General features: G+C 65.9%; 25 protein-coding genes. 5 read left to right on the forward strand and 20 right to left on the reverse strand.

Going from position 1 to position 24,680, the window contains the following annotated elements; genetic code table 11:
• Nucleotide 1: 1 nt before the first annotated feature.
• The 9 genes from BMI86_RS18145 to BMI86_RS18185 all read right to left on the reverse strand — a co-directional run bounded on the left by BMI86_RS18145 (nt 2) and on the right by BMI86_RS18185 (nt 7,480).
• A complete protein-coding gene (locus BMI86_RS18145) occupies nt 2-1,099 on the reverse strand; it encodes an ABC transporter permease (protein ID WP_078542582.1) in 1,098 nt (365 codons plus the stop codon).
• Nucleotides 1,099-2,781 carry an ABC transporter ATP-binding protein gene (locus BMI86_RS18150; protein ID WP_078542583.1) on the reverse strand — a complete coding sequence of 561 codons (1,683 nt, stop codon included), beginning with the start codon at nt 2,779-2,781 and terminating at the stop codon, nt 1,099-1,101. Before BMI86_RS18150 ends, BMI86_RS18145 begins: the two co-directional genes overlap by 1 nt.
• Complete coding sequence (locus tag BMI86_RS18155; RefSeq protein ID WP_078542584.1) at nt 2,781-3,770, reverse strand: BMP family ABC transporter substrate-binding protein; 990 nt, start codon at nt 3,768-3,770, stop codon at nt 2,781-2,783. Before BMI86_RS18155 ends, BMI86_RS18150 begins: the two co-directional genes overlap by 1 nt.
• A gap of 152 nt (nt 3,771-3,922) precedes the next feature.
• Nucleotides 3,923-4,348, reverse strand: a complete 426-nt coding sequence (gene rimI / locus BMI86_RS18160; RefSeq protein WP_078542585.1) for a ribosomal protein S18-alanine N-acetyltransferase — start codon at nt 4,346-4,348, stop codon at nt 3,923-3,925.
• Nucleotides 4,348-4,998 carry a tRNA (adenosine(37)-N6)-threonylcarbamoyltransferase complex dimerization subunit type 1 TsaB gene (gene tsaB, locus BMI86_RS18165; RefSeq protein WP_078542586.1) on the reverse strand — a complete coding sequence of 217 codons (651 nt, stop codon included), beginning with the start codon at nt 4,996-4,998 and terminating at the stop codon, nt 4,348-4,350. The genes rimI and tsaB overlap by 1 nt, the downstream gene beginning before the upstream one ends.
• Nucleotides 4,991-5,551 carry a NifU family protein gene (locus tag BMI86_RS18170; RefSeq protein ID WP_078542587.1) on the reverse strand — a complete coding sequence of 187 codons (561 nt, stop codon included), beginning with the start codon at nt 5,549-5,551 and terminating at the stop codon, nt 4,991-4,993. Before BMI86_RS18170 ends, tsaB begins: the two co-directional genes overlap by 8 nt.
• A gap of 70 nt (nt 5,552-5,621) precedes the next feature.
• Nucleotides 5,622-6,080: a DUF2267 domain-containing protein gene (locus BMI86_RS18175; RefSeq protein WP_078542588.1), complete on the reverse strand. Its 459-nt coding sequence runs from the start codon at nt 6,078-6,080 to the stop codon at nt 5,622-5,624.
• 3 nt (nt 6,081-6,083) lie between these two features.
• Nucleotides 6,084-6,539, reverse strand: a complete 456-nt coding sequence (locus tag BMI86_RS18180) for a universal stress protein (protein ID WP_078521378.1) — start codon at nt 6,537-6,539, stop codon at nt 6,084-6,086.
• Between the two features lie 74 nt (nt 6,540-6,613).
• Entirely contained in the window at nt 6,614-7,480 is an 867-nt protein-coding gene (locus tag BMI86_RS18185) for a branched-chain amino acid aminotransferase (RefSeq protein ID WP_078542589.1), read from the reverse strand.
• Nucleotides 7,481-7,674: 194 nt separating this feature from the next.
• Between BMI86_RS18185 and BMI86_RS18190 the strand changes: the two genes are divergently transcribed.
• A complete protein-coding gene (locus tag BMI86_RS18190; protein WP_078542590.1) occupies nt 7,675-8,292 on the forward strand; it encodes a sugar transferase in 618 nt (205 codons plus the stop codon).
• Complete coding sequence (locus tag BMI86_RS18195) at nt 8,289-10,403, forward strand: polysaccharide biosynthesis protein (RefSeq protein WP_078542591.1); 2,115 nt, start codon at nt 8,289-8,291, stop codon at nt 10,401-10,403. The genes BMI86_RS18190 and BMI86_RS18195 overlap by 4 nt, the downstream gene beginning before the upstream one ends.
• Here the strand turns inward: BMI86_RS18195 and truA are convergent.
• Nucleotides 10,365-11,132 (reverse strand): tRNA pseudouridine(38-40) synthase TruA, encoded by a 768-nt coding sequence (gene truA / locus BMI86_RS18200; protein ID WP_078542616.1) that lies wholly within the window; start codon nt 11,130-11,132, stop codon nt 10,365-10,367. The genes BMI86_RS18195 and truA overlap by 39 nt on opposite strands.
• 142 nt (nt 11,133-11,274) lie before the next feature.
• Between truA and BMI86_RS18205 the strand changes: the two genes are divergently transcribed.
• Nucleotides 11,275-12,111, forward strand: a complete 837-nt coding sequence (locus tag BMI86_RS18205; RefSeq protein WP_078542592.1) for a DMT family transporter — start codon at nt 11,275-11,277, stop codon at nt 12,109-12,111.
• Between the two features lie 31 nt (nt 12,112-12,142).
• Here BMI86_RS18205 and BMI86_RS18210 read toward each other — a convergent pair whose 3' ends face one another.
• The 5 genes from BMI86_RS18210 to fsa form a co-directional block, all read right to left on the reverse strand.
• Nucleotides 12,143-12,598 carry a hypothetical protein gene (locus BMI86_RS18210; protein WP_143594862.1) on the reverse strand — a complete coding sequence of 152 codons (456 nt, stop codon included), beginning with the start codon at nt 12,596-12,598 and terminating at the stop codon, nt 12,143-12,145.
• A 51-nt stretch (nt 12,599-12,649) separates the two neighbouring features.
• The gene (locus BMI86_RS18215) at nt 12,650-13,342 is read right to left on the reverse strand and encodes a CDP-alcohol phosphatidyltransferase family protein (protein ID WP_143594863.1); all 693 of its coding nucleotides are present in this window, start codon (nt 13,340-13,342) and stop codon (nt 12,650-12,652) included.
• Nucleotides 13,343-13,384: 42 nt separating this feature from the next.
• Entirely contained in the window at nt 13,385-14,305 is a 921-nt protein-coding gene (locus BMI86_RS18220; protein WP_078542594.1) for a tyrosine recombinase XerC, read from the reverse strand.
• A complete protein-coding gene (locus BMI86_RS18225; RefSeq protein WP_078542595.1) occupies nt 14,305-15,009 on the reverse strand; it encodes a DUF484 family protein in 705 nt (234 codons plus the stop codon). Before BMI86_RS18225 ends, BMI86_RS18220 begins: the two co-directional genes overlap by 1 nt.
• Before the next feature lie 142 nt (nt 15,010-15,151).
• The gene (gene fsa / locus BMI86_RS18230) at nt 15,152-15,802 is read right to left on the reverse strand and encodes a fructose-6-phosphate aldolase (RefSeq protein WP_078542596.1); all 651 of its coding nucleotides are present in this window, start codon (nt 15,800-15,802) and stop codon (nt 15,152-15,154) included.
• 137 nt (nt 15,803-15,939) lie between these two features.
• On the opposite strand from fsa, the gene BMI86_RS18235 reads away from it, so the two are divergent.
• Nucleotides 15,940-18,129, forward strand: a complete 2,190-nt coding sequence (locus tag BMI86_RS18235) for a primosomal protein N' (protein ID WP_078542597.1) — start codon at nt 15,940-15,942, stop codon at nt 18,127-18,129.
• 66 nt (nt 18,130-18,195) lie between these two features.
• Here the strand turns inward: BMI86_RS18235 and BMI86_RS18240 are convergent, their stop codons facing one another.
• The 4 genes from BMI86_RS18240 to BMI86_RS18255 all read right to left on the reverse strand — a co-directional run bounded on the left by BMI86_RS18240 (nt 18,196) and on the right by BMI86_RS18255 (nt 20,521).
• Complete coding sequence (locus BMI86_RS18240; RefSeq protein ID WP_078521362.1) at nt 18,196-18,768, reverse strand: cob(I)yrinic acid a,c-diamide adenosyltransferase; 573 nt, start codon at nt 18,766-18,768, stop codon at nt 18,196-18,198.
• Complete coding sequence (locus BMI86_RS18245) at nt 18,768-18,971, reverse strand: twin transmembrane helix small protein (protein ID WP_078521361.1); 204 nt, start codon at nt 18,969-18,971, stop codon at nt 18,768-18,770. Before BMI86_RS18245 ends, BMI86_RS18240 begins: the two co-directional genes overlap by 1 nt.
• A 61-nt stretch (nt 18,972-19,032) precedes the next feature.
• On the reverse strand, nt 19,033-19,872 hold the full coding sequence (locus BMI86_RS18250; protein WP_078542598.1) for an SDR family NAD(P)-dependent oxidoreductase: 840 nt from the start codon (nt 19,870-19,872) through the stop codon (nt 19,033-19,035).
• A gap of 121 nt (nt 19,873-19,993) precedes the next feature.
• On the reverse strand, nt 19,994-20,521 hold the full coding sequence (locus BMI86_RS18255) for an SH3 domain-containing protein (RefSeq protein WP_078542599.1): 528 nt from the start codon (nt 20,519-20,521) through the stop codon (nt 19,994-19,996).
• Nucleotides 20,522-20,689: 168 nt separating this feature from the next.
• On the opposite strand from BMI86_RS18255, the gene parC reads away from it, so the two are divergent.
• Nucleotides 20,690-22,918: a DNA topoisomerase IV subunit A gene (gene parC / locus BMI86_RS18260; protein ID WP_078542600.1), complete on the forward strand. Its 2,229-nt coding sequence runs from the start codon at nt 20,690-20,692 to the stop codon at nt 22,916-22,918.
• Nucleotides 22,919-23,050: 132 nt separating this feature from the next.
• On the opposite strand, the gene BMI86_RS18265 is transcribed toward parC, so the two are convergent.
• Nucleotides 23,051-24,424, reverse strand: a complete 1,374-nt coding sequence (locus BMI86_RS18265; RefSeq protein ID WP_078542601.1) for a cytochrome P450 — start codon at nt 24,422-24,424, stop codon at nt 23,051-23,053.
• Nucleotides 24,425-24,680 lie beyond the last annotated feature (256 nt).

Raw genomic sequence — 24,680 nt, forward strand, 5'->3', positions numbered from 1 at the left:
CTCAGGCCTCCTTCCGGGCGTTGGCGCGCGCGACGAAGAAGCTCTCGATCGGTGCGCGCAGCATGTTGTCGAAGGCCCCGGTGAACAGGATCACGAGCGCCTGGATCACGGTGATCAGCTCGCGCGGGATCGTGGTTTCCAGAGCCAGCTCGCCGCCGCCCTGGTAGAGGAAGCCGAAGAGAAGCGCGGCGAGGAACACGCCGAACGGGTGGTTGCGGCCCATCAGGGCGACCGCGATCCCGATGAAGCCCGCGCCCTCGACCGAGTTGAGCACGAGACGGTGCGCCTCGCCCATCACGTTGTTGATAGCCATCAGACCGGCGAGGCCGCCCGAGATCAGCATCGCCGCCATGACGATCTTCACCGGCGAGATGCCGGCATAGCGCGCTGCCGACTCCGACCGCCCGAAAGCGCGGATCTCGAAGCCCAGCTTGGTGCGCCAGATCAGCACCCAGACGAGGTAGCAGGCGAGGATCGCCACGAAGAACGACACGTTCGCCGGGACCGATTTCGAGAAGAACGGACCGATCAGCGGGAAGTCATGGAAGGTCGGCAGATGCGTCGCAGGTCCGAAGCGCGCGGTGGCCGGGTCCATCGAACCGCGCGGACGCAGCACGTTGACCAGCATGTAGTTCAGGACCGCCGCACCGATGAAGTTGAACATGATCGTGGTGATCACGATGTGGCTGCCGCGCTTGGCCTGCAGATAGGCCGGGATCGCCGCCCAGGCCGCGCCGAAGATCGCGCCGCCCGCCATCGCGGCGATCAGCGCGATGGTCCAATGCGGCCACGGGAAGGCCAGCAGCACCAGCGCCACGCCAAGCCCGCCGAGCGTCGCCTGACCCTCGCCGCCGATGTTGAACTGGCTGGCGTGATAGGCGACCGCGACCGCGAGGCCGGTGAAGATGAAGTTGGTCGCGTAATAGAGCGTGTAGCCCCAGCCATAGGGCGAGCCGAGCGCGCCCGAGACCATGACCTTGATCGCCTTGATCGGGTCTTCGCCGATCAGCAGCACCACGATCCCCGAGATCACGAAAGCGATCAGCAGGTTGAGGAGCGGGATCAGGGCCACGTCGACCCATTTCGGTGTCTTTTCCATTATTGGCTCTCCTCGGGCGCGGCGATCGTCCAGCCGTCCATGCCGCGCACGTCCTCGCCGCCCATGCCCGCCATCAGGCAGCCCATGCCGGTCTGGGTGGCGGTCTCGACGGGGCCGATGCCCATGATCTGCCCGTCGAACATGACCGCGACCCGGTCCGAGAGCGCCCGGATCTCGTCAAGCTCGACCGAGACCAACAGGATCGCGGCGCCTTGGTCGCGTAGTTCGATGATGCGTTTGTGGATGAATTCGATTGCGCCGATATCGACGCCGCGGGTGGGTTGGCCCACCAGCAGCAGCGCCGGGCTTCGTTCGATCTCACGCGCCAGCACGATCTTTTGCTGGTTGCCGCCCGAGAAGCTCTTCGCGGGCAGGGTCGGGATCGGCGGGCGCACGTCGAAGCGTTCCATCGCCTCGGCCGTGTGGGCGACGATCCCCGCATTGTCCATGACGAAGCGGTTCTTCTGATAGGCCGGATCGGAGTGATAGCCGAAGACCATGTTCTCCCACGCGGCGAAATCGAGGATCAGCCCGAGACTGTGGCGGTCCTCAGGAACGTGCGAGATGCCCCGGCGGCGCCGCGACTGGCCGTCGCTATGCTTGCCGGTGAGGTCGATCTCTTCGCCGTTGATGCGGATGTTGCCGGTGCCCTTGGCGAACCCGCCGAGGATTTCCAGCAGTTCGGACTGGCCGTTGCCCGCCACGCCCGCGATGCCGAGGATCTCTCCCGCACGGATCTCGAGATTGATGCCCTTGAGGCGCTCGATCCCGTCTTCGTCCTTCACGCGGAGGTTCTCGACCTCCAGCACGGTCTTGCCGGGCTGCGCAGGCGTCTTGTCGACGTTGAGCAGAACCTTGCGGCCGACCATCAACTCGGCCAGCTGCTCGGGCGAGGTCTCGGCGGTCTTCACCGTCGCGGTCATCTCGCCGCGACGCATCACCGAAACCGTGTCGGTGATCTCCATGATCTCACGCAGCTTATGGGTGATCAGGATGATCGTCTTTCCTTCCTTGCGGAGGAAATCGAGGATGCGGAACAGGTGATCGGCCTCGGCGGGCGTCAGCACCCCGGTCGGCTCGTCGAGGATCAGGATATCCGCCTGACGATACAGCGCCTTGAGGATTTCCACGCGCTGCTGGTGGCCGACGGAGAGCTCTTCGATCTTCTCGTCGGGATCGACGTTGAGCTCGTATTCCTCGGCGAGGCGCTTGAGTTCCTTGCGGGCCTTGGAGAGCGAGGGGCGCAGCAGCGCGCCATCCTCGGCACCAAGGATGATGTTCTCGAGCACGGTGAAATTCTGCACCAGCTTGAAATGCTGGAAGACCATGCCGATGCCGGCGCTGATCGCGGCCTGGCTGTCGGGGATATGGGTGTGCTTGCCCTTGATCCAGATCTCGCCCGCATCCGCCTTGTAGAAGCCGTACAGGATCGACATCAGCGTGGATTTCCCCGCGCCGTTCTCGCCGATGATACCGTGGATCGTGCCGGGCATGACCCGGATCGAAATGTCCTTGTTGGCCTGCACCGTGCCGAAGGCTTTCGAGATGCCTTTCAGCTCGATCGCGGGCGCGCCCGTGGGCGTGGCGGCAGCGTGGGCCGCTTCGGCCGCATCGCTGGCGTTTTCAGTGGCAAGGGCGGCAGTTGCCTGCCGCCCCGCGTTGTTCGACTCTGTTGTGCTCATCACTCGACCGGGCAGCTGTCGTCCGACATGTAGTCATGCACTTCGATCTTGCCCGACGCGATGTCGGCTTTCGCCTGCTCCACCGCTTTTTCCATCTCGGGCGTGACGAGCGACTTGTTGTTGTCGTCCATCGCGACGCCGACGCCGTTCTGGGCCAGACCCATCACCTTGATGCCCGGCTTCAGATCGGGGCCCGCCGAGAACGCGTCATAGACGGCGTTGTCGACACGCTTGAGCATCGAGGTCAGGACCTTGCCCGGGTGCAGGTAGTTCTGGTTGCTGTCCACGCCGATCGACAGGACGTCGCCATCCGCGGCTGCCTGCAGAACGCCGATGCCGGTGCCGCCAGCGGCTGCGTAGATCACGTCCGCGCCCTGGCTGATTTGGGCCTTGGCGATCTCGCCGCCCTTCACCGGGTCGTTCCACGCCGCCGGGGTCGTGCCGGTCATGTTCTGGATGACTTTCGCGTCGGGGTTCACGGCTTTCACGCCCTGAACGTAACCGCAGGCGAATTTGCGGATCAGCGGGATGTCCATGCCGCCGACAAAGCCGACGGTGCCGGTTTTCGACGCCATCGCGGCCATCATGCCGACGAGGTAGGAGCCTTGCTCTTCCTTGAAGACGATCGACTCGACGTTGGGCTGGTCGACGACCATGTCGACGATCGCGAACTTGGTGTCGGGGTAGTCGGGAGCGACGGTGTTGAGCGTGTCGCCGAAGGCGAAGCCGGTCATCACGATCGGGTTGGCGCCCGACTCGGCGAGTTTGCGCAGGGCCTGCTCACGCTGAGCTTCCGACTGCATTTCCAGTTCCTTGTAGGAGCCGCCGGTCTCTTCGGCCCAACGCTTGGCGCCGTTGAAGGCGGCTTCGTTGAAGCTCTTGTCGAATTTGCCGCCCAGATCGTAAATGATCGCGGGATCGGCCAGCGCGGCCCCGGCGCTGAGCGCGAGCGCGGTCGCGGCGCCGAGGAACTTGGTGAAATAGGTCATGGATTACTCCCGAACGTTATGGCCCTGTTGGATAAGCCTGTTGGCGCGCTCGGTTCAGCGCGCGGACCCGGCGATTTGGGCAGAGCTTGCCAAGGGGGTCAAGCGTCAAGTTGTGGATGACGCGGGGTCGCAAGACAAATTTGATTGAACGGTCAGCTTGTCGCTCTAGCGAGCGGCAAAGTGAGAACCAGCGCGTCGATGCGATCGCCCTCCGGGCTGCGGTAATAGCCCTTGCGACGCCCCGATTCCTTCCAGCCGGTCGCGGCATAAAGCGCGCGTGCGGCGTCATTCTCGGCGGAGACTTCGAGGAAGGCGCTTTCGGCCCCCAGTGCCTCGGCTTCCTGCGCGAACCGCTCCACCAGCGCGCGGCCGGTGCCGTTGCGCCGCGCTTTCGGGTCGACGGCGAGGGTCAGAAGCTCGGCTTCGCCGGCGATGACGCGTCCCAGCAGGAAGCCTCGATTTTCGTTCAACAGAAAGGTGCCGGGGCCGCGCATCAGATCCCGGAATTCGGCCTCGTTCCACGGGCGTGGTGTGGTGAAGCAGGCGGCATGCAGCTCGGCGAGGGCTTCGGCGCGCATCAGTCGAGGATCCTTGGCGGCGGATCGGAGGGCGGGGCTGCGTCAGCGGCACGCAGATAAAGCGGCGCGGGTCGCTCTCCGGGGATGAATTCGCGAGAGGCCGCGATCCGTGCGATGGCTTCGGCAGGCGCGAAAGCCGCGGGCGCGGCAGCAGCGCCGATCCGTGTGGCGACCTCCTCGGCGGCAGAGCCGATGCAGGTCAGGCCGGGTTCGGCCAAGCCCTCGGGCAGCGCGTCGAGCTCATGCAGATCGAGCGGGATGGCCTGTGCGGTGCGGAAGCCCTCGAGATAGGCCCGTTCCCGCGGTGCGGCGACGGCTGCAAGCACCGGACCTTCGCTGCCGAATTGCGCCGCGTCGGTGATCGAGACGCCGAGCGCCGGGGCCCGCAGGCTCAGCGACAGCCCGCGCGCGGCAGAGACGGCAATGCGGACACCGGTGAAATTCCCCGGTCCGATCCCGACGCCGATCCGCGTCAGGTCTCGCCAGCCAACGCCCGCCTCGGCGAGCACCTCTTCCAGAAGCGGCATCAGCCGCTCGGCCTGCCCGCGCCCCATCTCTTCGTGGCGCGCGACGAGGCAGTCATCACCCGACAGCAAAGCGGCCGCGCAATGCGCGGCCGATGTGTCGAAGCCTAGCGTCAGATCAGGCATTGACCGGACGCACCTCTGAAACCTCGGGGATGTAGTGTCTGAGCAGGTTCTCGATCCCCATCTTGAGCGTCAGCGTCGACGAGGGACAACCGGCGCAAGCGCCCTGCATGTGCAGGTAGACCACGCCACGCTCGAACCCGTGGAAAGTGATGTCACCACCGTCCTGCGCCACGGCCGGGCGCACGCGGGTGTCGAGCAACTCCTTGATCTGCGAGACGATCGCGCCGTCTTCGCCGTCATGCTCGGCATGGCCCGAGGGCGCGGCTTCGCCTTCGATCACCGGGGCGCCGGACTGGAAATGCTCCATGATCGCGCCGAGGATCGCCGGTTTCGCGTGATCCCAGCTGGTCGCGTCATCCTTCGTCACGGTCACGAAATCCGAGCCGAAGAACACGCCGGACACGCCGGGCACTGCGAAAACGCGCTTGGCCAGCGGCGATTTGGCCGCCGCCTCGGCGGAGGGGAAATCAGCGGTGCCGGTCTCCAGCACGGTCTGGCCGGGCAGGAATTTCAGCGTCGCGGGGTTCGGGGTCGTCTCGGTCTGAATAAACATCGCGTGCCTCCTTGGCTTGCCGCTCATATGCGCCTTCCGACAGAAATAATCAAGTAATCGCGGCTATGCGCTAGATGATGCGCGGCGCGATCTGGGCGGGATCGGCCACCTCTGGGCGCCAGAACGCCTCCGCGTCCGGTCCGATCCGCGCAAGAGCGGCCTCGAAGTCACGATGATTGACATGGCGCCAGAGCGCAAAGGCCGTGGCCTCGATGGCGTTATCGGGGGTCAGGTTGTGATGCGGGCGCAACGCCTGCGCGTCGCGGGTCATCTCGGTCCGGCTGCCGAAAGGGCGCGGCGTCGCCATCACATCCCAGTGATACAGGAAGATCGCGCGCAACACCGCTGGCAGGCAATCGGCGAAGGCGATGGCCTCGACAGGGCGCAGCCGCGCACGGAAGGTGACGAAGACGCCCTCGATCGCCGTGTAGGTCATATTGTCGGAGTCGAGGCCCATCCGATCGCGCGCATCGGCGAGGAAAGAGGCGAACTCCTTCTGCGCATGGCGATAGGTCCAGGGCATCGGCATCGGTCAGGTGATCTGTTCGAGCTTTTCCTTCGACATCTCGCCCGGCACGATCGTCAGCGGGCAGGGCAGCGTTCCGGCCTGCTTGACCATCTGGCTGACCAGCGGCCCCGCACCGCCCTTGCCGGAGCCTGCGCCGAGGACCAGCACGCCGATCTCGGGGTGTTCGTCCATCACGGCGATGATCTCGGGCACGGGTTCGCCCTCGCGGATCACCAGTTCCGGCTCCACGCCCTGACGGTCGCGCATCCATTTCGCGAAAACCTCGAAATGCGCCTCGATCCGCTCGCGGGCTTCTTCGCGCATGATCTCGGCCACGCCGATCCAGTGCTGGTATTCGTCGGGCGGGATCACCGAGAGGATGATCACGCCGCCGCCGGTATGGTTCGCGCGCATCGCCGCGAACCGCATCGCGTTGAGGCATTCGCGGGTATCGTCGAGCACAACCAGAAACTTGCGCATGGCTCCTCCGGGACGGGGTGTCTGCGGATCATCGCCCGGCGCGAGGTCTTTGGCAACCGCGGGGGTGTCGAGGCTCAAAGCGGCGAACCTTGTGCCCAGTCCATATAGGCCTCGCGCGCCCGCTGGGTGCCCTTGCCGGGCGTGTAGCTGACATCGTCGAAACCCGCGACCGGGGTGACCTTGGCGAAGTTGCCGGTCAGGAAGACCTCGTCGGCATTGCGGAAATCATCGAGCGTCAGCACCGCTTCATGCACCGTCTCGCCGCCCTCGCGCAGCAGGCCCATGATCCGCTTGCGCGTGAGGCCTGCAAGGAAGGTGCCGTTCGGCATGGGCGTGAAATACTCGCCATCCTTCACCATCCAGACATTCGCGGTCGCGCTTTCGGCGACATTGCCCATCGCATCCTGCACGAGCGCGTTGCCGAAGCCCTTGCGCTGCGCCTCGACCAGCATCCGGGCGTTGTTCGGATAGAGGCAGCCCGCCTTCGCATCCGTGACGTTATCGGCCAGAACGGGACGGCGGAATTGCGTGGTGGTCAGCGTCGTCGCCTTACTCGGATCGGGCATCGCCACTTCTTCGAGGCAGAGCGCGAAGCCGGTCTCGCCGGGCTTCGGTGCGACGCCCAGATCGGACCCGGCGATCGCCCAGTACATCGGGCGCACGTAAACAGCGGCGCCCGTATCGTATTTGCGCAGGCCCTCGCGCGCGATCTCGACCATGTCCTCGGGCGCGATGGTCGGCGTGATCATCAACGCCTCGGCGGAGCGGTTGGTGCGCGCGCAATGCGCGTCGAGATCGGGGACGACCCCGTCGAAAAGCCGCGCCCCGTCAAAGACGGAGCTGCCTTGCCAAAGCCCGTGATCGGCGGCGCGCATGACGGCGATATCGCCCTCGTGCCATGCGCCTTCGAACCAAGTGCGGATGTTTTTGCCGAATGCCATCGGTGCCTCCTTCGTATCGGGCGCGATCCAACCACTCGCGCCCCGCGAAGTCCATACGACCGATTGTATCGGTGTCAGGTGTCGTGAGGTCGCGTCTCGTTGCGGTCGAGCGTTAACCGCATGGCAACCGCGACCTGCCTAGGCTTGCGAAACTGTCGCCTACTCGGCGGCGGCGCAGCAGCAGGAGATTTGGTATGACCCCGGCCCGGCGCAGGCGCAAACGTCTCTTCGATCTGACGCTGGCACTTCTGGCGCTGCCCGTGGTCTTGCCGCTGATCGCGCTGGTCTGGCTGGCTGTCGCGCTGGTGCAGGGGCGACCGTGGTTTTACGGCGGCGAGCGGATGCATAGTCCCAAGCGCAGCTTCCGGATGTGGAAGTTCCGCACGATGGAGGCGGAGGCGGGCGATCACGGCATCACCGCCGGGCATAAGCGTGCACGGATCACCCCGATCGGGCAGATCCTGCGGCGGTGCCACGCGGATGAGTTGCCGCAAATCTGGAACGTCCTGCGCGGCGATATGAGCTTCGTCGGACCGCGCCCTCCGCTGCGCGAGGTGGTGGCGCGTTTCCCGCAGCTCTACGCGCAGGTGCTTGCAAGCCCCCCGGGGATCACCGGGCTCGCGAGCGTGCAGTTCGCACAAAAAGAGGCGCGTCTGCTGGCGCGATGTCGGACGGCGGAGGAGGCGCGGCGGATCTACGATCAGGCTTGCGTCCCCGAGAAAGCACGGCTCGATCTGCTTTACCAAAGACAGGCCTCGTGGCGGCTCGATCTGGCGCTGATCTGGCAAACCTTGCGCGGAGGGATCGCGTGAGGGAAGCGCTAACCGACAAGATCGCGACGCGCCTGATCGCGTTGTCGCGTCCGCGCAAGGCGGCTGTCATTGCAACCCTCGATGCGCTGCTCGCGATGGTGTGCCTTGTGCTGGTGTTGCAACTCGCGCCTGCTTTGAGCCGCGGTGGGCTCGGGGGGAATGCCTGGCTCCTGGTCCTGACCGGGAGTGGTCTCGCCGCAGTGGCAAGCCTTGGCACCGGCTTGGCGCGCCTGCCCCTGAAGGACTTCGCCATGCTGGGGGCGGGAAAGGCGGTCGTCCTCTCCTGCCTCCTTGCACTCGCCCTCTGGGTCGGCCTCGGATGGCAGGGTGGCGGCACTGCGCTCTTCTTTGGTTGCGCGTTTCTATCGGGCATCGTGGTCCAGCGCTGGGCGCTTCTGGCGCTGACGGGATGGCTCTATCGACGCTCGAACGTCGTCTCGCGCATCGCGATCTACGGCGCGACGCCGGAGGGGATCGCGCTGGCACGGGCGTTGCGCGACCGGTCCGGGTTCTTGACCTGCGCCTATCTCGACGACAGCCCGGTTCTGCGCGGCGCGACGTTGGACGGGGTGCCGGTTCTTGGTCCTGCGGCGCGCAAGGCGCTGATCCGCAAGTTCAATGTCGATCGCGTCGTCCTCGCTGACCCGCGCCTGCCCGAGCCGCGCAAGGCCGCGCTGGCGCGTGACCTTGCGCACCTTGGATTGCGCTGCGAGGCGCTGCCGGATTTCGCCCTGCTGGTCGGCGGCGCGGATCTTGCCGCGCGGCTCGAACCGGTGCGCCCCGAGCGTTGGCTGGGCCGCTGCGAGATCACCGGAGGCGACCCGCCCGAGTCAGAGTTCTACTGTGGAAAATCCGTGCTCATCTCAGGGGCGGGCGGCTCCATCGGGGCAGAGCTTTGTCGTCAGATTCTCGCCTGTGGCCCGGCGAAACTCGTTCTGCTCGAGCTCTCGGAGCCCGCTCTTTTCTCCCTCCTATCCGACCTGACGCCGCGCGCCGCCCGTGCGGGTGTCGACCTCGTCACCCGGCTCGGCTCCGCCGGGGACGCGGCGCTGGTGCGGGAGATCTTCGCACGCGAGGCGATCGACGCGGTGTTCCACGCCGCCGCCTACAAGCACGTCGCGCTGGTGGAGGAAAACCCGCTTTCCGGATTCGCGAATAACGTCACCACCACGGTCTGCCTCGCAAGGGCTGCGCGGGCCGCGAAAGTTGCGCGGTTCGTGCTGATTTCCAGCGATAAGGCGATTGCACCGCGCTCGGCCATGGGCGCGTCGAAACGGATGGCGGAGCTGGTGGTGCAGGATCTTGCGACCCGCGCGGGCGCGACGGTTTTCTCGATCGTGCGCTTCGGCAATGTGATCGGCTCGTCGGGATCGGTCGTGCCGATTTTCGAGCGGCAGATCGCGCAAGGCGGGCCGATCACGCTCACCGATCCTGACGCCACACGTTATTTCATGACCATCGCCGAAGCGGCGCGGCTCGTGCTAATCGCGGGTCGCTGGGAGGTTTCGGGGCGGGTCTATGCGCTCGATATGGGCGCACCGATCCGGATCGGCGATCTCGCCCGGCAGATGGTCGAGGCGCGCGGGTTACGGCTGCGCGGGCCCGACTGCCCCGACGGCGAGATCGAGCTGTTGCGGATCGGTTTGCGGAGGGGGGAGAAGTTGCACGAGGCCCCCGTGACCGGCGCGCATAGCCGCGCGACCGCGCATCCGATGATCAGGCATGCGCCAGTCGCCCACCTCTCGGAACGTGAGACTGCTCTGCTTCTGCGCGACCTCGATGCGGCTCTGGCGCAGCGCTCCCGGGAGCGGCTTGAGGAACTCATATCGACGCTGCGGCGAATGGAGGGCGATTCCCTAGCGCCGCTCGTGTTGGACGAAGCCTCGCGTCGACAAAGCGCAGGCGCGCGGGAACTCGATGTCTCCGAGAAGGGTCGGCGCTGGCAAAACGGAACGCCCGGAAGCGAAGTGGCATGTGCCGCGAAGGGGGGAGCAGCTTTCGTCCCTGCGGACACGCGCGGCATCGTCCTGCCAACACCAATGCGTCCCGCCCCACCCGGCGCGCGGGGCGCGTCAGGCGAAAGGATCGTGGGGATATCCGACCGCGCTTAGATAGAGGCCCTGCGGCGGGCAGACCGGTCCGCAAACGGCGCGGTCGCGCGCGGCGAGCGCTTCGGCTACGCGCTCGGGCGGCCAGGATCCTGCGCCGACGCGCTCCAGCGTGCCGACGATCGAGCGGACCTGATTGTGCAGGAAGCTGCGCGCGCGCAGGTGAAACCGGACCTCGCGCCCATGCGGGATGTCGAGCGCCTCGATCCGGATCTCGTCGAGCGTTTTGACCGGCGAGTTCGACTGGCACATGGTCGAGCGGAAGGTGGTGAAGTCATGATGCCCGATCAGATGCGCGGCCCCTTCGCGCATCGCCTCGATATCGAGCGGGTTGAGCACCTGCCAGACCAGCCCGCGGTCATGGGTCACCGGCGCGCGGCGTTGCACGAGCCGGAACAGGTAGCGCCGCTCTTGCGCGGAGAACCGGGAGTGGAACTCTTCCTCGACCCGGGCACAGGCGAGGATCGCGACCGGCGCGGGACGCAGGTGATAATTCAGCGCTTCCGACAGTCGGAACGGGTCCCAATTCTTCGTCAGATCGGCATGGGCGACCTGCCCCGTCGCGTGAACACCCGCATCGGTGCGCCCCGCCGCCGCGATCGTGTGGGGGCCGGGTTCGAGCTTCGCCAAAGCCGCCTCGACCGCGCCCTGCACCGAAGGCTGGTCGGCCTGACGTTGCCACCCGGCAAAGGGCCCCCCGTCATATTCGATTTTGAACGCGTATCTCGGCATGGAGCGGCCATAGCCCGAGCGCGCCCCGTTTCGCAATCCCCTCCCGGCCGTGCGCCGCGATTGCGGACCCCTGCACGGGGCGGCTTGCCCTCGTCATGACCCGGAGCTACCGATTGCCGGTCGGGCAGAGAAGGGCGTGGATATGAGTTTGACGATCATGGCGGCGGTGCTGGGCGCGGCCTTCCTGCATGCCCTGTGGAATGCGCTGATCCGTTTGGGTGGCTCGAAAATCCGTGCCATGGTGATGCTGTCCATTGCCGAGGCCGTGATCGGGCTTGTCGTCGCTTTGTCGCGCCCCTTGCCGGACAGCGCCGCGCTGGGCTGGATCCTCGCCGCGGGGGTGATCCATTTCGGCTACAAGTTCTTCCTCGCCCATGCCTATGAGCAGGGCGATCTAAGCCGGGTCTATCCGATCGCGCGCGGAACCGCGCCGATGATGGTGGCGGTGGTCTCCGCTGCGCTTGCGATCGATGCGATCAGTGGGATTGAATATGCGGGGATCGCGGTGCTGGGACTCGGGATCGCCCTGATGGCGCGTGGCGTGTTCACCGATGGCGAGAGCCGTCGTCTGCTGCCCTATGCGCTGGGCTCGGCACTGGCGACCGCGAGCTATACGCTGGTCGATGGGATGGGCGCGCGCATCTCAGGCGAGCCCGTGGGCTATGTCGGATGGATCATGGTGCTGGGCGGCGTGTTCTTCGCGACGGGCATGGTCGGGCTGCGCGGGACCGCGATGCTGCGCACCGCGCCGCGCGAATGGGGGATCGCGACGCTCGGCGCGGCGGCGTCCTACGGGGCTTATGCGATCTCTATCTGGGCAATGACCCGCGCGCCGATCGCGCTGGTCGCGACCCTGCGCGAGACCTCGATCCTGTTCGCGGTGTTGATCGGCTGGCTCGTCTTCGGCGAGAAAATGCGGATGACGAAAGCGCTGGCGGCTCTGTTGATCGTGTCGGGCGTGGTGCTGACGCGGGTCTGAGCGCTCAGAATTGCGGCTTGCCTTGCGCGTCTCAGCTGCTCGGCATGGCGTCGTCCGCGGGCCGCGGCACGAGATGCCCGTCTTCGATCTGAAGGGGCGTGAAAGGTGGCTCTTGGATCGCAGGCTGGATCTGGCGGACGACGTAGCAACCGCCGAAGCTTTCGGTACTGCCATCGGTGGTCCACGCAGTCACCGTCACCCCGAGCGTAGTGTAGATCGAGCCTGCCGCGCCTTCCGATGTCACCGGGCCGACCGTGACCGAGGCCGCCGCGGTATCGGCATAGCCTTTCGCGAAATCCGCGTAATCGCGTTCCTTTTCGGCATCGGCGAAATAGCTCCAGGCGCGGGCATATTGTTGCAGCGAAATCGCATTGTAGAGCGAGCGGACCAGCGCCGCGGGAGTCGAGCGGTCGTCGAGGTAGTCCGGCGCGGCGATAGCCGCGTGCCCGGAGAGGGCGAGAACGAGGAGCGCGAGAGTACGACGCATGTGGCCTCCTGAAAGATGTTGGTGCGGGTAGCCGGTGTGGCCACCGCAGGATCAACGTCTTTCGGGAACGATTTGTTGCACGATGCCGACGAGCAGCAGGTAGATGGACGTGACGACCAGCCCCCAATGCGCCCAGCTTGCCGGATCGAAGTCGACCCATGCGGCCCAGCCCGCGAAGAAGGTCCACAAAAGCGCCATCGGCAAGGAGACCGCGCGCCAGCGCTTCGTGCGCACTGGGTGGATGAACTTGAGCGGCAGGAACATCGCGATGGCGAGCGCCACGACGACGAGCAGGATCGTCCAATAGCCGGGCTTGAGCGCGAACAGCACCAGTACCAGCATGTTCCACGCCCCCGGGAAGCCCTGGAACGAGTTGTCCTTCGTCTTCATCCGGGTGTCGGAGAAGTAGACGACGCTGCCATAGGTGATCGCGATGATCGCGAGCCAGCCCGTCCATCCCGGCAGCAGGCTCGACTGGAACAGCGCGAAGGCGGGGATGAAGACATACGTCAGATAGTCGATGATCAGGTCCATCAGGACGCCGTCATAGAGCGGGAAATTCGCCTTCACATCGTAGCGCCGCGCGAGCGGACCATCGATCCCGTCGACGAAGAACGCCGCGACGAGCCAGAGGAACATCAGCGACCATTCGCCCTCCGCAGCCGCGAGAAGCGCGAGCATCGACAGCACGGCGCCGGTGGCGGTCAGGAGGTGAACGAACAGGGCTTTGATGCGGATATCCATCTGCCCGTGATGCCGGATTTGCGACGCAGGGGCAAGCGAACTTCAGGCGCGCGGATGGCTCTTGTCGTAGATTTCCATCAGCCGCGCGGCATCGACGGCGGTGTAGATTTGGGTCGTTCCGAGGCTCGCATGGCCCAGCAGTTCCTGAATGGCGCGCAGGTCGCCGCCGGCGGCCAGCAGATGGGTCGCGAAGCTGTGGCGCATCGCGTGCGGTGTCGCGGTCGAGGGCAGGCCGAGCGACATGCGCGCCCGCTCCATCGCCTTGGAGATCATGCGCGGATTGAGCGGCTTTCCGCGTGCGCCATAGAACAAGGGCGCATCCGGCTCGGCGGGGTAGGGGCACAGGCGCATGTACTCCGCGACGGCATCGCGGGCGGCGGGCACGACCGGCACCAGCCGCTCCTTGTCGCCCTTGCCGCGGATGCGCAGCACCTCGGGCAGGGGATGAGCTTCGGCACGCAGGGCGAGCGCTTCGGAGATTCGCAGTCCGCAGCCGTAGAGCAGCGTCAGCACCGCGGCGTCGCGCGCGGCGATCCACGGCTCCATCGCCTGCGTGTCCACCTGTTCGATCATCCCGGCGGCAGCGTCCTCGTTCAGCGGGCGCGGCAGTTTGCGCTGATATTTCGGGCTGCGGGTCGAGAGGATATGGCTCGCATCGAACCCGTCGCGATCGGCGAGCCAACGGATGAAGCTTTTTACCGAAGAAAGCGCGCGGGCGAGCGAACGTGACGAGACCTCGCGAGAGCGTTCATGCGCCATCCAGGCTCGCATATCGGAGGGGCCCAGCTGTGCGATCCGGGCGGTGCCCAGGCTCTCGCCATGATGGGTTTGCAGAAAGCCAAGGAAGCTCGCCACGTCATGCCGGTAGGCGGTGATCGTGTGGTCGGAAGCGTCGCGCAGCCCGCGCAAATGGCTCAACCATTCGGCGAGCGCGTCTTGCAGCCCTGCGGACGGCTCCGCCATCAATCCAGCCAGCGGCGCATCGTGCGTTCGAATACGCCCGCGAAGAAGGCCAGAAGGTCGGTGCCTTGCGACGGTTTGAACTGATGCGGGTCCTCGGCGGCCATGACCAGCATGCCGGGCAGGCGGCCCTCGCCCAGATCGAGCTGCATCAGCGCCTCGGAGCGCACCCAGTTCGCCGCCTCGCCGAAGATCGCCTCGGAGCCCGGCACGGTCTGGCGCAGCACGACCTGTCGCGGCTGCCCGCCACGCCCGCCGCGCATGTATTCGGTGATGAAGCCGGGTTCGGCCACGCAGAGCACCTCGCCCAGCTGGCGCAGCGCCGGGTCGTTCTCGTTCTGGTGGCTTTCCAGCACGAGGCGCACCGCGTCGACGCGCAGAATCTCGGCAACTTCGGTCGCGAGGTTGGACAGGAAGGACTGGAAGTCATGCGGGTCGAGCATCCGGAGCACCGCGCGGTGAATCTGGTTCGTGCCTGCGAGGTTCTCATAGGCCGCGGCGATGACAGACCGGTGGGTATCTTCGAGCCGGTCGAGCCGCGCCTCGAGCCGGGACATGGCCGCGCCGCGCAGGTCGACGATATTGCCGCCCATCGCGGCCTCGTTCGCAGCGATCAGCGCCCGCATCAGGTCGCGGTCCTCGAGAATCACGTCAGGGTCGGAAATGATCTTGTCGCGGAGTTGCTCCACGAGGGCCGGTTCGGTCATGCCTGTCTCGTCGCTGGTCGATGCATCATTTTTTCCAAGCATACACGATGCGCCCCGCGACGCAGTCCAAAAAACAGCTCGTGCGACGAAAAAGGCCCGCCGGAGAGGCGGGCCTTTGTTGTATCGGACTCACGCGAGAAGATCAGATCTTCTGGCCGGTCGCTTCCCAGTCCTTGAGGAATTGGGCCAGACCCTTGTCGGTCAGCGGGTGGTTGACCATCGACTTGATAACCGCCGGCGGTGCGGTGATCACGTCGGCGCCGATGCGCGCAGCGTCGCTGATGTGGTTCACCGAGCGGATCGACGCGGCGAGGATCTGGGTCGTGAAGTCGTAGTTGTCATAGACCGTGCGGATGTCCTCGATCAGGTTCATCCCGTCGAGGTTGATGTCGTCGAGACGGCCGATGAAGGGCGAGATGAAGGTCGCGCCCGCCTTCGCGGCGAGGATCGCCTGCGCGGTCGAGAAGCACAGCGTGACATTGACCATGTGGCCTTCGGATGCGAAAGCCTTGCAAGCGGTCAGGCCGTCCCAGGTCAGCGGAACCTTGATCGCGATATTGGGGGCGATCTTGGCGAGCTTCATACCTTCTTCGATCATGTCCTTGGCTTCGGTGGCCACGACTTCGGCCGAGACCGGCCCGTGGACCATGTCGCAGATTTCTTTGGTGACTTCGAGAATGTCGCGGCCCGATTTCAGGATCAGCGACGGGTTGGTGGTCACGCCATCGACCATGCCCAGATCGTTGAGTTCCTTGATCGCGGCGGTGTCGGCGGTATCGACGAAGAATTTCATGGCAGCTCTCCTTGGCAGCAGTCGCGAGCGTGTTAGCGCAAAAGTGGCGACGGCGAAAGAGGTCGCAGCAGGACGGGGGCTCCGCCCCGCGGCTTCGCCGCTCCCCGGGATATTTAGTGCAGTTGGAAGGCATGGCGATGTCTGAACCCGGTTGGTTCGAAGAGGGCGCGCGGGTCGCGGTGCTGACGGCGGAGCCGATCGGGCGCCCGCTCGATTATCGCGCGCCGGAGGGCGGTTGTTTCAGCGGGGCTTTCGTCGAGGTGCCGCTGGGGCCGCGCAAGGTGCTGGGCGTGGTCTGGGGACCGGGCGAGGGCGGTTTCGACGCTGCCAAGCTGCGCGCGGTGAACCGGGTCTTCGACGTGCCGCCGATGCGCGACGAGCTGCGCGTCTTCCTCGAGCGGATGGCGGAGTACACGATGACGCCGCTCCCGCAGGTGCTGCGGCTCGCGACGCGCGCGCCGGGCTTGGGCGATCCGCCGGGGATGCGCAAGATTTACCGGCTGGGCGACCGGGAGCCGTCGCGGATGACCGATGCGCGGGCGCGGGTGCTCGAGGTGCTGGAAGAGCATGGCGGCGCGGGATTTTACCTGAGCGAGCTGGCGCATCTGGCCGGGGTGACGACGCAGGTCGTGAAGGGGCTGGTGAAGACCGGCGCGCTGATCGAGGCGGAGGTGCCGCGCGACCAGCCCTTCCCGCGGCTCGACCCGGCGCGGCCCGGCAAGGCGCTGTCGGAGGCGCAGACTGCTGCGGCGGAGGCTTTGCGCGCGGGCTCCGGGGCCTATTCGACGACGCTTCTGAAGGGCGTGACCGGATCGGGCAAGACGGAGGTCTATCTGGAGGCGGTCGCGGAATGTCTGCGCAAGGGGCGGCAGGCTTTGGTGCTGCTGCCCGAGATCGCGCTGAGTTCGGAATTTCTCTCGCGGGTCGAGGCGCGGTTTGGCGCGCGCCCCGGCGAATGGCATTCCGGGGTCACGCAAAGCGAGCGGCGCAGGCTGTGGAAGGCCTGCGGGGCGGGCGAGGTTCAGCTTGTCGTCGGCGCGCGCTCGGCCCTGTTCCTGCCGTTCCGCGATCTGGGGCTGATCGTGGTCGATGAGGAGCATGACAGCTCCTACAAACAGGAGGAGGGCGTTCTCTATAACGCCCGCGACATGGCGGTGCTGCGTGCCTCGGGCTGTTCGGCGCAGGTGGTGCTGGCTTCGGCGACGCCCAGCCTGGAGACATGGGCAAACGCGGAGGCCGGGAAGTATCAGCGGCTCGATCTGGGCGCGCGGTTCGGCACGGCGGAACTGCCCGAGATGGGCACGATCGACATGCGCGACGAAGCGATCGAGAGCGCGCGTTGGATCGGGCCGACGCTGGTGAAGGAGGTTCTCGCGCGGGTGGCCGAGGGGCAGCAGGCGATGCTGTTTCTCAACCGTCGTGGCTATGCGCCGGTCACGATCTGCCGGGCCTGCGGGCATCAGATCGGCTGCGATCATTGCGACGCGCGGATGGTGGAGCACCGTTTCCTCAAGCGGCTCGTCTGCCACCAATGCGGCGAGACCAAGCCGATCCCGGTGAAATGTCCGAGCTGTGAGGTGGAGGGGAAGCTCGCGCCTGTCGGGCCGGGGGTGGAGCGGCTGGCCGAGGAGGTCGCGGAGCGCTTCCCCGAGGCGCGTCTGGCGGTGCTGTCTTCGGACCTGTTCGGCTCGGCCCGCGCGCTGAAGGAGAAGATCGCCGAGATCGCACAGGGCGAGGCGGATATCATTATCGGCACGCAGATCGTGGCGAAAGGGCATAACTTCCCGCGGTTGACGCTGGTGGGGGTGATCGATGCCGATCTGGGGCTGCAGGGCTCGGACCTGCGCGCGGCGGAGAAGACGTTCCAGCTGATGCGGCAGGTGGCGGGCCGGGCGGGCCGCGCCGAGGAGAAGGGCGCGGCGCTGTTGCAGACTTATCAGCCTGAGCATCCGGTGATCCGCGCCATTCTGGGTGGCGACGAGGAGGCGTTCTGGGCGCAGGAAGCCGCCGCTCGGCAGGCGCAGGGCGTGCCGCCTTACGGGCGGATGGCTGGGATCATCCTGTCGGGGCCGGATTTGCAGCCGCTGTTTGAGGTGGGCAACCACCTCGCGCGCAACGATGCCGCGCTTCGCCGGATCGGGGCGCAGGTCTTCGGGCCCGCGCCTGCACCGATCGCACGGGTGCGCGGGCGGCACCGGGTGCGGATGCTCGTGAAGGCAGAGAAAAGCGCGCCGCTACAGGGCGCGCTCAAGGCTTGGCTCAAGGGGCTGAAGCTGCCGACCAATGCGCGGCTCGCGGTCGATATCGATCCGCAGAGCTTCCTGTAGGGGGCACTTAGCGACTTCCCCTTCCCTTCGCCGGTGCTTCCACCGGAAGCCCCGCCACTGACTTCGTCAGCGGTTCGCTCCGGGAACCCACAACACATCGTCCTTGCCGTCGTCATTCGCGATCCGGGCTGCGACGAAGAACCAGTCGGACAGGCGGTTGAGATATTTCACCGCCCATTCGTTGACGCCCTCGATCGCGGCCAGCGACACGGTTTCACGCTCGGCACGCCGTGCCACGGTGCGCGACATATGCAGATGCGCGGCAAGCGGCGTGCCTCCCGGCAGGATGAAGCTGCGCAGCGGCTCCAGCTTCTTGTTCATCGCGTCGATCTCGGTCTCGAGCCGGGTCACCTGAGACTCGACCATGCGCAGGACCGGGTAGCCCGCCTCGTCGTCATGCTCCATATCGGGGCGCGCCAGATCGGCGCCAAGATCGAAGAGGTCGTTCTGGATCACGGAGAGCTGCTTTTGCAGCGCCTCATCCGCATGCAGGCGCGCAATGCCCACGGTCGCATTCAGCTCGTCCACGGTGCCATAGGCGGTCACGCGCGCGGAATGTTTGGCGACGCGCACTCCGTTCGAGAGCGCGGTTTCCCCGGCATCGCCGGTGCGCGTGTAGATGCGATTGAGAACGACCATCAGCCACCCCTTCTGAGATAAACGAACAACAGGATCAGCGCGATTGCGACCGCCTGGGCGGCAATGCGCAACCGCATCAGCTTGTTGGCATGTTTCTTGTTGAAATCGCCCCCGCGTCCGAAGCCCGCGATGCCGATCATCAAGATCACCAGAACCGCCAAACTCGCCAGAGCGACGACATAAAATAACGGGTCGTTGCGCATGTAGTCTCTCTCCCTCTGGGCTCAAGACATAGCTGGAGATCACGAAAATGCGAAAGGATTTTCAGCCCTTGTCCAGCACCCAGTCGAGCATCCGATCCGGCAGGAAGCGGCGCACGACGCTGATTGCCTTGGTCGGCGTAGTGATCTTGTAGCGCGGCTTCGGGTTCGGGGCCTCGAGCGCCTTGAGGATCGCCTTGGTCACCTCGGAGGGGGGCAGTTCGAACGTGTCGGGCTTGCCGCGGCTTTGGTAGAGGCGCTTGAGCAGACTGCCCTCGTATTGCGCGCGGCGGGCGGAATTCTCCCAATCCACCCATTTCTCGAAGGGCGGGATCGAGTTGACCCGGATTTTCGAGGTGATCGGGCCGGGCTGGATCAGCACGATCTTGATATCCGTATCGGCCATTTCGAGCCGCATCACATCGGTCAGGCCTTCGAGGGCGAATTTCGTCGAGGCATAGGCGGCGCGCCATTTCAGTCCGACGAAGCCCAGCACCGAGGAGCATTGCAGGATGCGCCCCTCGCCATTGTCGCCCTGCGCGCGCATCACCTTGATCGCGCGGGTCGTCAGGTCGTGAAGGCCGAACAGGTTGGTCTCGAAGATCTCGCGCAGTGCGCCGGGGGGGATGTCCTCCGCGGCGCCGGGGCAGGCGAAAGCGGCGTTGTTGTAGAGCGCGTCGAGCCGACCGTGCCCGCGCGCCAGCGCCTCGTTGAAGCCCGCCTCGATGCTTTCGGGATCGGCCACGTCGAGCTGGAAGGAGATCAGCCCTTCGGAGCGCAGGCGCTCGCAATCCTCTTCGCGGCGGCAGGTGGCGAAGACTTTCCAGCCCGCGGCTTTCAGCCCGTGGGCCGCGTCGTAGCCGATGCCCGAGGAGCATCCGGTGATCAGGATCGTCTTGGCCATGCGCGCGCCTTCCCAGTGGTCCGGCGACGCAAAGAAAAACCCGCCGGAGATTTGCCTCCGACGGGGGTATTTCGAGCCATTTGAAAAGGCAAGATTTTAGCGGCTGGCAGGCCGGTTTAGGTCAATTTGCCGGGCGCAGGTACTTCTTGGAGACCCAGCCTTCGGTGCCGTCGCCCTCGATCTTCACATTCGCCCAGCCGCCGATCTCGGCCACGACGAGCACTTCGTCGTTCTTGCGGACGCGGTCGATCACGCTGTCGCTGGTGGACGGGCCGGAGCGCACGTTGAGCGCATTGGCAGACACGCTCCAGAGCGTGCCGCCCTCGACTTTCGGCGCCGAGGTGTCGCGATATTCCGGCGACGGTTTGAGCTCGGGGCCCGGCATCCGCGCGTTCGGCGTGACGCGGGTGATCAACGAGGCTTTCTCGATTTTCGGCGTATTGGCTTGCGATGCGGCGGCGGCCTTCGCGACAATTTGAGGCGCTTCGCTGGCCGAAAGCTCTTGATTATCGCTCGCGGCGCGTGAGACCTGTACGGTGTCATTCGACGTGGCCGCAGAGGCCTGTTCGACGTTCCCGGGAACGTCGCGTCCGGCGATGGCCATAACGGCGTAAATACCCGCCAAAGTGGTCAGCAACAACTTGCCCATGATCAACCCCCTGATTCCGATTGGCAGCTGGGGAAGCGTGAAAATATTAACACGATTCTCTCTGCTCTAGGTCGGTGAAATTCCGCCGACGGGGGAAAAGTTCCATGGAAATTCCTATTCCTGCTTTTCCCGCTGGACCGGGATCGGGCGCGGCTTTAGTAAATCCGCATGAGCAGTGACGAAGAAAATCCCCTCTCCACCAGTTCCGAACCGCTGAGCCGTGCGATCGGCGAGCGCTATCTGACCTATGCGCTCTCGACGATCATGCACCGGGCCTTGCCCGACGCGCGCGACGGGTTGAAGCCGGTGCATCGGCGCATCCTCTTCGCGATGCGCGAGCTGAAGCTGTCGCCCACCGGCGGCTTCCGGAAATCCGCGAAAATCTCGGGCGACGTGATGGGGAACTACCACCCCCACGGCGATGCCGCGATCTACGACGCGATGGCGCGTCTCGCGCAGGATTTCGCGATGCGCTACAAGCTCGTCGACGGGCAGGGCAATTTCGGCAATATCGACGGCGATAACCCGGCAGCCTCGCGTTACACCGAGGCGCGTCTGGCCTCCCCGTCCGAGTCGCTTCTGCAAGGGCTGGCCGAGGACGCGGTCGATTTCCGTCCGAACTACGACGGCACGCTGACCGAGCCGGTCGTGTTGCCAGCCGCCTTCCCGAATCTGCTGGCGAATGGCGCGAGCGGCATCGCGGTCGGCATGGCGACGAACATCCCGCCGCACAATCTCGGCGAGCTGGTCGAGGCGCTTTTGGAGATGATCAAGCGCCCCGGAATCACCGATGACGAGCTGGTCGAGCATATCCCCGGCCCCGATTTCCCGACCGGCGGCGTGCTGGTCGAGCCGCCCGACAATATCCGCGACGCCTATCGCACGGGCCGCGGTGCGTTCCGCCTGCGCGCAAGATGGGAGAAAGAGGAACTCGGCCGCGGTCAATGGCAGATCGTCGTCACCGAGATCCCCTATCAGGTGCAGAAATCGAAGCTGATCGAGCGTCTGGCCGAGGTCATCCAGACCCGCAAAGTGCCCGCGCTGGCCGATGTGCGCGACGAGAGCGCCGACGATATCCGCATCGTGCTCGAGCCGAAATCGCGCACCGTCGAGCCCGAAATGCTGATGGGGATGCTGTTCAAGAACTCCGATCTGGAGGTCCGGTTCTCGCTCAACATGAACGTGCTGATCGACGGGCGGGTGCCGAAGGTCTGCTCGCTCAAGGAGGTGCTGCGCGCCTTCCTCGATCACCGCCGCGAAGTGCTGCTGCGCCGCTCGCAGCACCGGATGGACAAGATCGATGCGCGGCTGGAAGTGCTCGAAGGCTATATCATCGCCTTCCTGAACCTCGACCGGGTGATCGAGATCATCCGCTACGAGGACGAGCCCAAGGCGATGCTGATGGCCGAGTTCGAGCTGTCCGACGTGCAGGCCGAAGCGATCCTCAACATGCGCCTGCGCAGTCTGCGCAAGCTCGAGGAAATGGAGCTCAAGCGCGAGCGCGATGCGCTGATCGAAGAGCGCTCGGGGCTGGAAGACCTGCTCGCCTCCGAAAAGCTGCAATGGAAGACGATCGGCGGTGAGCTGAAAGACATCGACAAGAAATTCGGCCGCAATGCCGAGGGCGGCGCACGGCGCACCGGCTTCGCCGAGGCCGGCGAGGTCGAGGAAGTGCCGATCGAGGCGATGATCGAGCGTGAACCGATCACCGTGATCCTGTCGAAGATGGGCTGGATCCGGGCGATGAAGGGCCATAACGCGCTCGATGCCGAGGTGAAGTTCAAGGATGGCGACGGGCCGATGTTCGCCATGCATGCCGAGACCACGGACCGGATCGTCGCAATGGGTTCGAACGGGCGCGCCTATACCGTGCTGGGGGCGAATCTGCCCGGCGGGCGCGGCATGGGCGAGCCGCTGCGGCTGATGGTCGACCTGCCCAACGAGGCGGAGGTGACACATTTGCTGTTGCCGAAGGCGGGCGAGAAATACCTTCTGGCCTCCTCGGATGGCGACGGGTTTGTCTGTCCGGGCGAGGAGCTCGTGGCGCAGACCAAATCGGGCAAGCAGGTTCTGAACATGAAGGGCGCGGCGAAAACCACCGTCTGCTCGAAGATCGACGGCGATACGGTCGCCTGCGTCGGTCAGAACCGAAAGCTGTTGGTCTTCCCGCTGGAAGAGCTGCCAGAGATGGCGCGCGGCAAAGGCGTCCGGCTGCAGAAATACAAGGACGGGGGTCTGAGCGACGCGAAGACCTTCACCCTGGCCGATGGTCTGAGCTGGAAGGACCCGGCGGGCCGCACCCGGACCGAGACCGATCTCGCCGAATGGACCGGCAAGCGGGCCTCGGCGGGCCGCATGGCGCCGCGTGGCTTCCCGCGGGACAACAGGTTCACCTGAGGCTTTGCCTGAGGGATCGTCCGGGCAGGCCCGGGCGATCCGGCAGGGGGCGCTGCCCCCTCTTGCCCTGCCGGGCAATTCACCCCCGGGATATTTTCACCAAGGCGAAGGGCGCGTGTTTGCGCGCGCCCGTCACCCGCGCTCGACTGTCAGCCAGATGCCGCCCTTTGGGCGTGTGGTCAGGATCATCTCCGGCACAGGCTCGCGCCCCGGCACGGCGGTGAAGCGGAACCGGGCGAGGAGCGTGGCGAGGATGATCTGCGCCTCCTGCATCGCGAAGCCCGCGCCGATGCAGATCCGCGGCCCGGCCCCGAAGGGCAGGAAGGCGAAGCGGTCATGTGTCGGATCGGCGAAGCGGTCCGGGCGGAAGGCATGCGGGTTCTCCCACAGCGCATGGTGACGGTGGAGCGCGTAGATCGGCAGCATCACCGTGTCGCCTGCGCGCACTTCGCGCCCCAGAAGCGTGTCGGGTTTGCGCGCCGTGCGCGACAGGAAGCCCGCAGGCGGGTAGAGGCGCAGGCTTTCGTTCACGATCTGCGCGACGAGGGGCATCTTTGGCAGGTCATCGACGGTCGCCGCGTGCGCGCCGAGCGCCGCCTGCGCCTCGCTGCGGGCGGCGTCCTGAACCTCGGGGTCGAAAGCGCAGAGGTAGAGCGCCCAGGCGAGCGTCAGCGCGGTCGTCTCGTGGCCTGCGACGATGAAGGTCAGCAGGTTGTCGCGCAGCTCGGCCGGGCTCATCTCGCGGCCGGTTTCGGGGTCCTGCGCGCCGTCGAGCAGGTCCAAAAGGTCGGGCACCGCCTTCGCCTCGCCCGCGCGCCGGGCCTCGATCGCGCGGTCGGCATGGCGCTTGAGGTCGCGCACGACGCCCGAGGAGATCACCCGATGCGGGCGCGGCACCCAGGCGGGCAGGGCGAAGAGATCCAGAAGCGACACCTTCGCCGTCTGCGCGATATAGGCGTCGATCGCCCGGTGGATCGCGGCGCGGTCGAACCCCTCGTCGCCCGAGAAGGTCACGTCCGAAATCACCTCGAAGGTCGCGGCCACCATTTCCTGATGCAGGTCCACCGCGCGGCCGGTATCGGCGGCGGTGCTGATGCGCGCGGCGGAGGCCTCCGCTGCGGCGCCCATGACGGGGGCGAGCGCCTCCATGTTGCGCGCGGCGAAGACCGGAGAGGCGGCGCGGCGCTGCCAGCGCCATTCGGCCCCTTCGGCGACGAACAGTCCTTCCCCTACGGCAGGGCCGAGAATGAGCTTGGTCACCACCGATTTCGGATAATCCTCGACGCGCGTCTTGAGGATGTGGCGCAGGCTGTCGGGGTCCATCACCATATGCCAGCGCGCCCCGGTATTGCCCGAGATGATCGGCGCATGGGTCGCCAGTTCCGGTATGATTTCCAACAGGTTGCGCCGCGCGGCGCGGAAGCTCGCGAAGATGCCCAGCGGATGCTCGGCAAGGGGCGCACGGGCCGGAAGGCGGTGGGTGTCGTCTGTCGCAGCGTAATCCATGAGCAGATGGTAGTGCGGTGCCGGTCGCTGCCCAAGGGAAACCGCGAACACAGACACGAACACAGACGGGGGAAACCCTGCATTCCGGGCTTGATTTTTCCCCGCCAGCGCAATAGGTAGCGCGCGATATTGACTCGGGCTCGCTGCTAGCGGCCCCCTAACCAGAGGCGCCCCGCGAGATGGCAAAGGAAAAGTTTGAACGTAACAAACCGCACGTCAACATCGGCACGATTGGCCACGTTGACCACGGCAAGAC

The organism is Thioclava sp. DLFJ5-1, from assembly GCF_002020115.1.
GTDB classification, from domain to species: domain Bacteria; phylum Pseudomonadota; class Alphaproteobacteria; order Rhodobacterales; family Rhodobacteraceae; genus Thioclava; species Thioclava sediminum.

Excerpts from the sequence above, each read along its gene's own strand:
- BMI86_RS18145 (WP_078542582.1), bottom strand. The coding sequence starts at position 1,099 with ATGGAAAAGACACCGAAATGGGTCGACGTGGCCCTGATCCCGCTCCTC.
- BMI86_RS18150 (WP_078542583.1), bottom strand. The coding sequence starts at position 2,781 with ATGAGCACAACAGAGTCGAACAACGCGGGGCGGCAGGCAACTGCCGCC.
- BMI86_RS18155 (WP_078542584.1), bottom strand. The coding sequence starts at position 3,770 with ATGACCTATTTCACCAAGTTCCTCGGCGCCGCGACCGCGCTCGCGCTC.
- rimI (WP_078542585.1), bottom strand. The coding sequence starts at position 4,348 with ATGCGCGCCGAAGCCCTCGCCGAGCTGCATGCCGCCTGCTTCACCACA.
- tsaB (WP_078542586.1), bottom strand. The coding sequence starts at position 4,998 with ATGCCTGATCTGACGCTAGGCTTCGACACATCGGCCGCGCATTGCGCG.
- BMI86_RS18170 (WP_078542587.1), bottom strand. The coding sequence starts at position 5,551 with ATGTTTATTCAGACCGAGACGACCCCGAACCCCGCGACGCTGAAATTC.
- BMI86_RS18175 (WP_078542588.1), bottom strand. The coding sequence starts at position 6,080 with ATGCCGATGCCCTGGACCTATCGCCATGCGCAGAAGGAGTTCGCCTCT.
- BMI86_RS18180 (WP_078521378.1), bottom strand. The coding sequence starts at position 6,539 with ATGCGCAAGTTTCTGGTTGTGCTCGACGATACCCGCGAATGCCTCAAC.
- BMI86_RS18185 (WP_078542589.1), bottom strand. The coding sequence starts at position 7,480 with ATGGCATTCGGCAAAAACATCCGCACTTGGTTCGAAGGCGCATGGCAC.
- BMI86_RS18190 (WP_078542590.1), top strand. The coding sequence starts at position 7,675 with ATGACCCCGGCCCGGCGCAGGCGCAAACGTCTCTTCGATCTGACGCTG.
- truA (WP_078542616.1), bottom strand. The coding sequence starts at position 11,132 with ATGCCGAGATACGCGTTCAAAATCGAATATGACGGGGGGCCCTTTGCC.
- BMI86_RS18205 (WP_078542592.1), top strand. The coding sequence starts at position 11,275 with ATGAGTTTGACGATCATGGCGGCGGTGCTGGGCGCGGCCTTCCTGCAT.
- BMI86_RS18210 (WP_143594862.1), bottom strand. The coding sequence starts at position 12,598 with ATGCGTCGTACTCTCGCGCTCCTCGTTCTCGCCCTCTCCGGGCACGCG.
- BMI86_RS18215 (WP_143594863.1), bottom strand. The coding sequence starts at position 13,342 with ATGGATATCCGCATCAAAGCCCTGTTCGTTCACCTCCTGACCGCCACC.
- BMI86_RS18220 (WP_078542594.1), bottom strand. The coding sequence starts at position 14,305 with ATGGCGGAGCCGTCCGCAGGGCTGCAAGACGCGCTCGCCGAATGGTTG.
- BMI86_RS18225 (WP_078542595.1), bottom strand. The coding sequence starts at position 15,009 with ATGACCGAACCGGCCCTCGTGGAGCAACTCCGCGACAAGATCATTTCC.
- fsa (WP_078542596.1), bottom strand. The coding sequence starts at position 15,802 with ATGAAATTCTTCGTCGATACCGCCGACACCGCCGCGATCAAGGAACTC.
- BMI86_RS18235 (WP_078542597.1), top strand. The coding sequence starts at position 15,940 with ATGTCTGAACCCGGTTGGTTCGAAGAGGGCGCGCGGGTCGCGGTGCTG.
- BMI86_RS18240 (WP_078521362.1), bottom strand. The coding sequence starts at position 18,768 with ATGGTCGTTCTCAATCGCATCTACACGCGCACCGGCGATGCCGGGGAA.
- BMI86_RS18245 (WP_078521361.1), bottom strand. The coding sequence starts at position 18,971 with ATGCGCAACGACCCGTTATTTTATGTCGTCGCTCTGGCGAGTTTGGCG.
- BMI86_RS18250 (WP_078542598.1), bottom strand. The coding sequence starts at position 19,872 with ATGGCCAAGACGATCCTGATCACCGGATGCTCCTCGGGCATCGGCTAC.
- BMI86_RS18255 (WP_078542599.1), bottom strand. The coding sequence starts at position 20,521 with ATGGGCAAGTTGTTGCTGACCACTTTGGCGGGTATTTACGCCGTTATG.
- parC (WP_078542600.1), top strand. The coding sequence starts at position 20,690 with ATGAGCAGTGACGAAGAAAATCCCCTCTCCACCAGTTCCGAACCGCTG.
- BMI86_RS18265 (WP_078542601.1), bottom strand. The coding sequence starts at position 24,424 with ATGGATTACGCTGCGACAGACGACACCCACCGCCTTCCGGCCCGTGCG.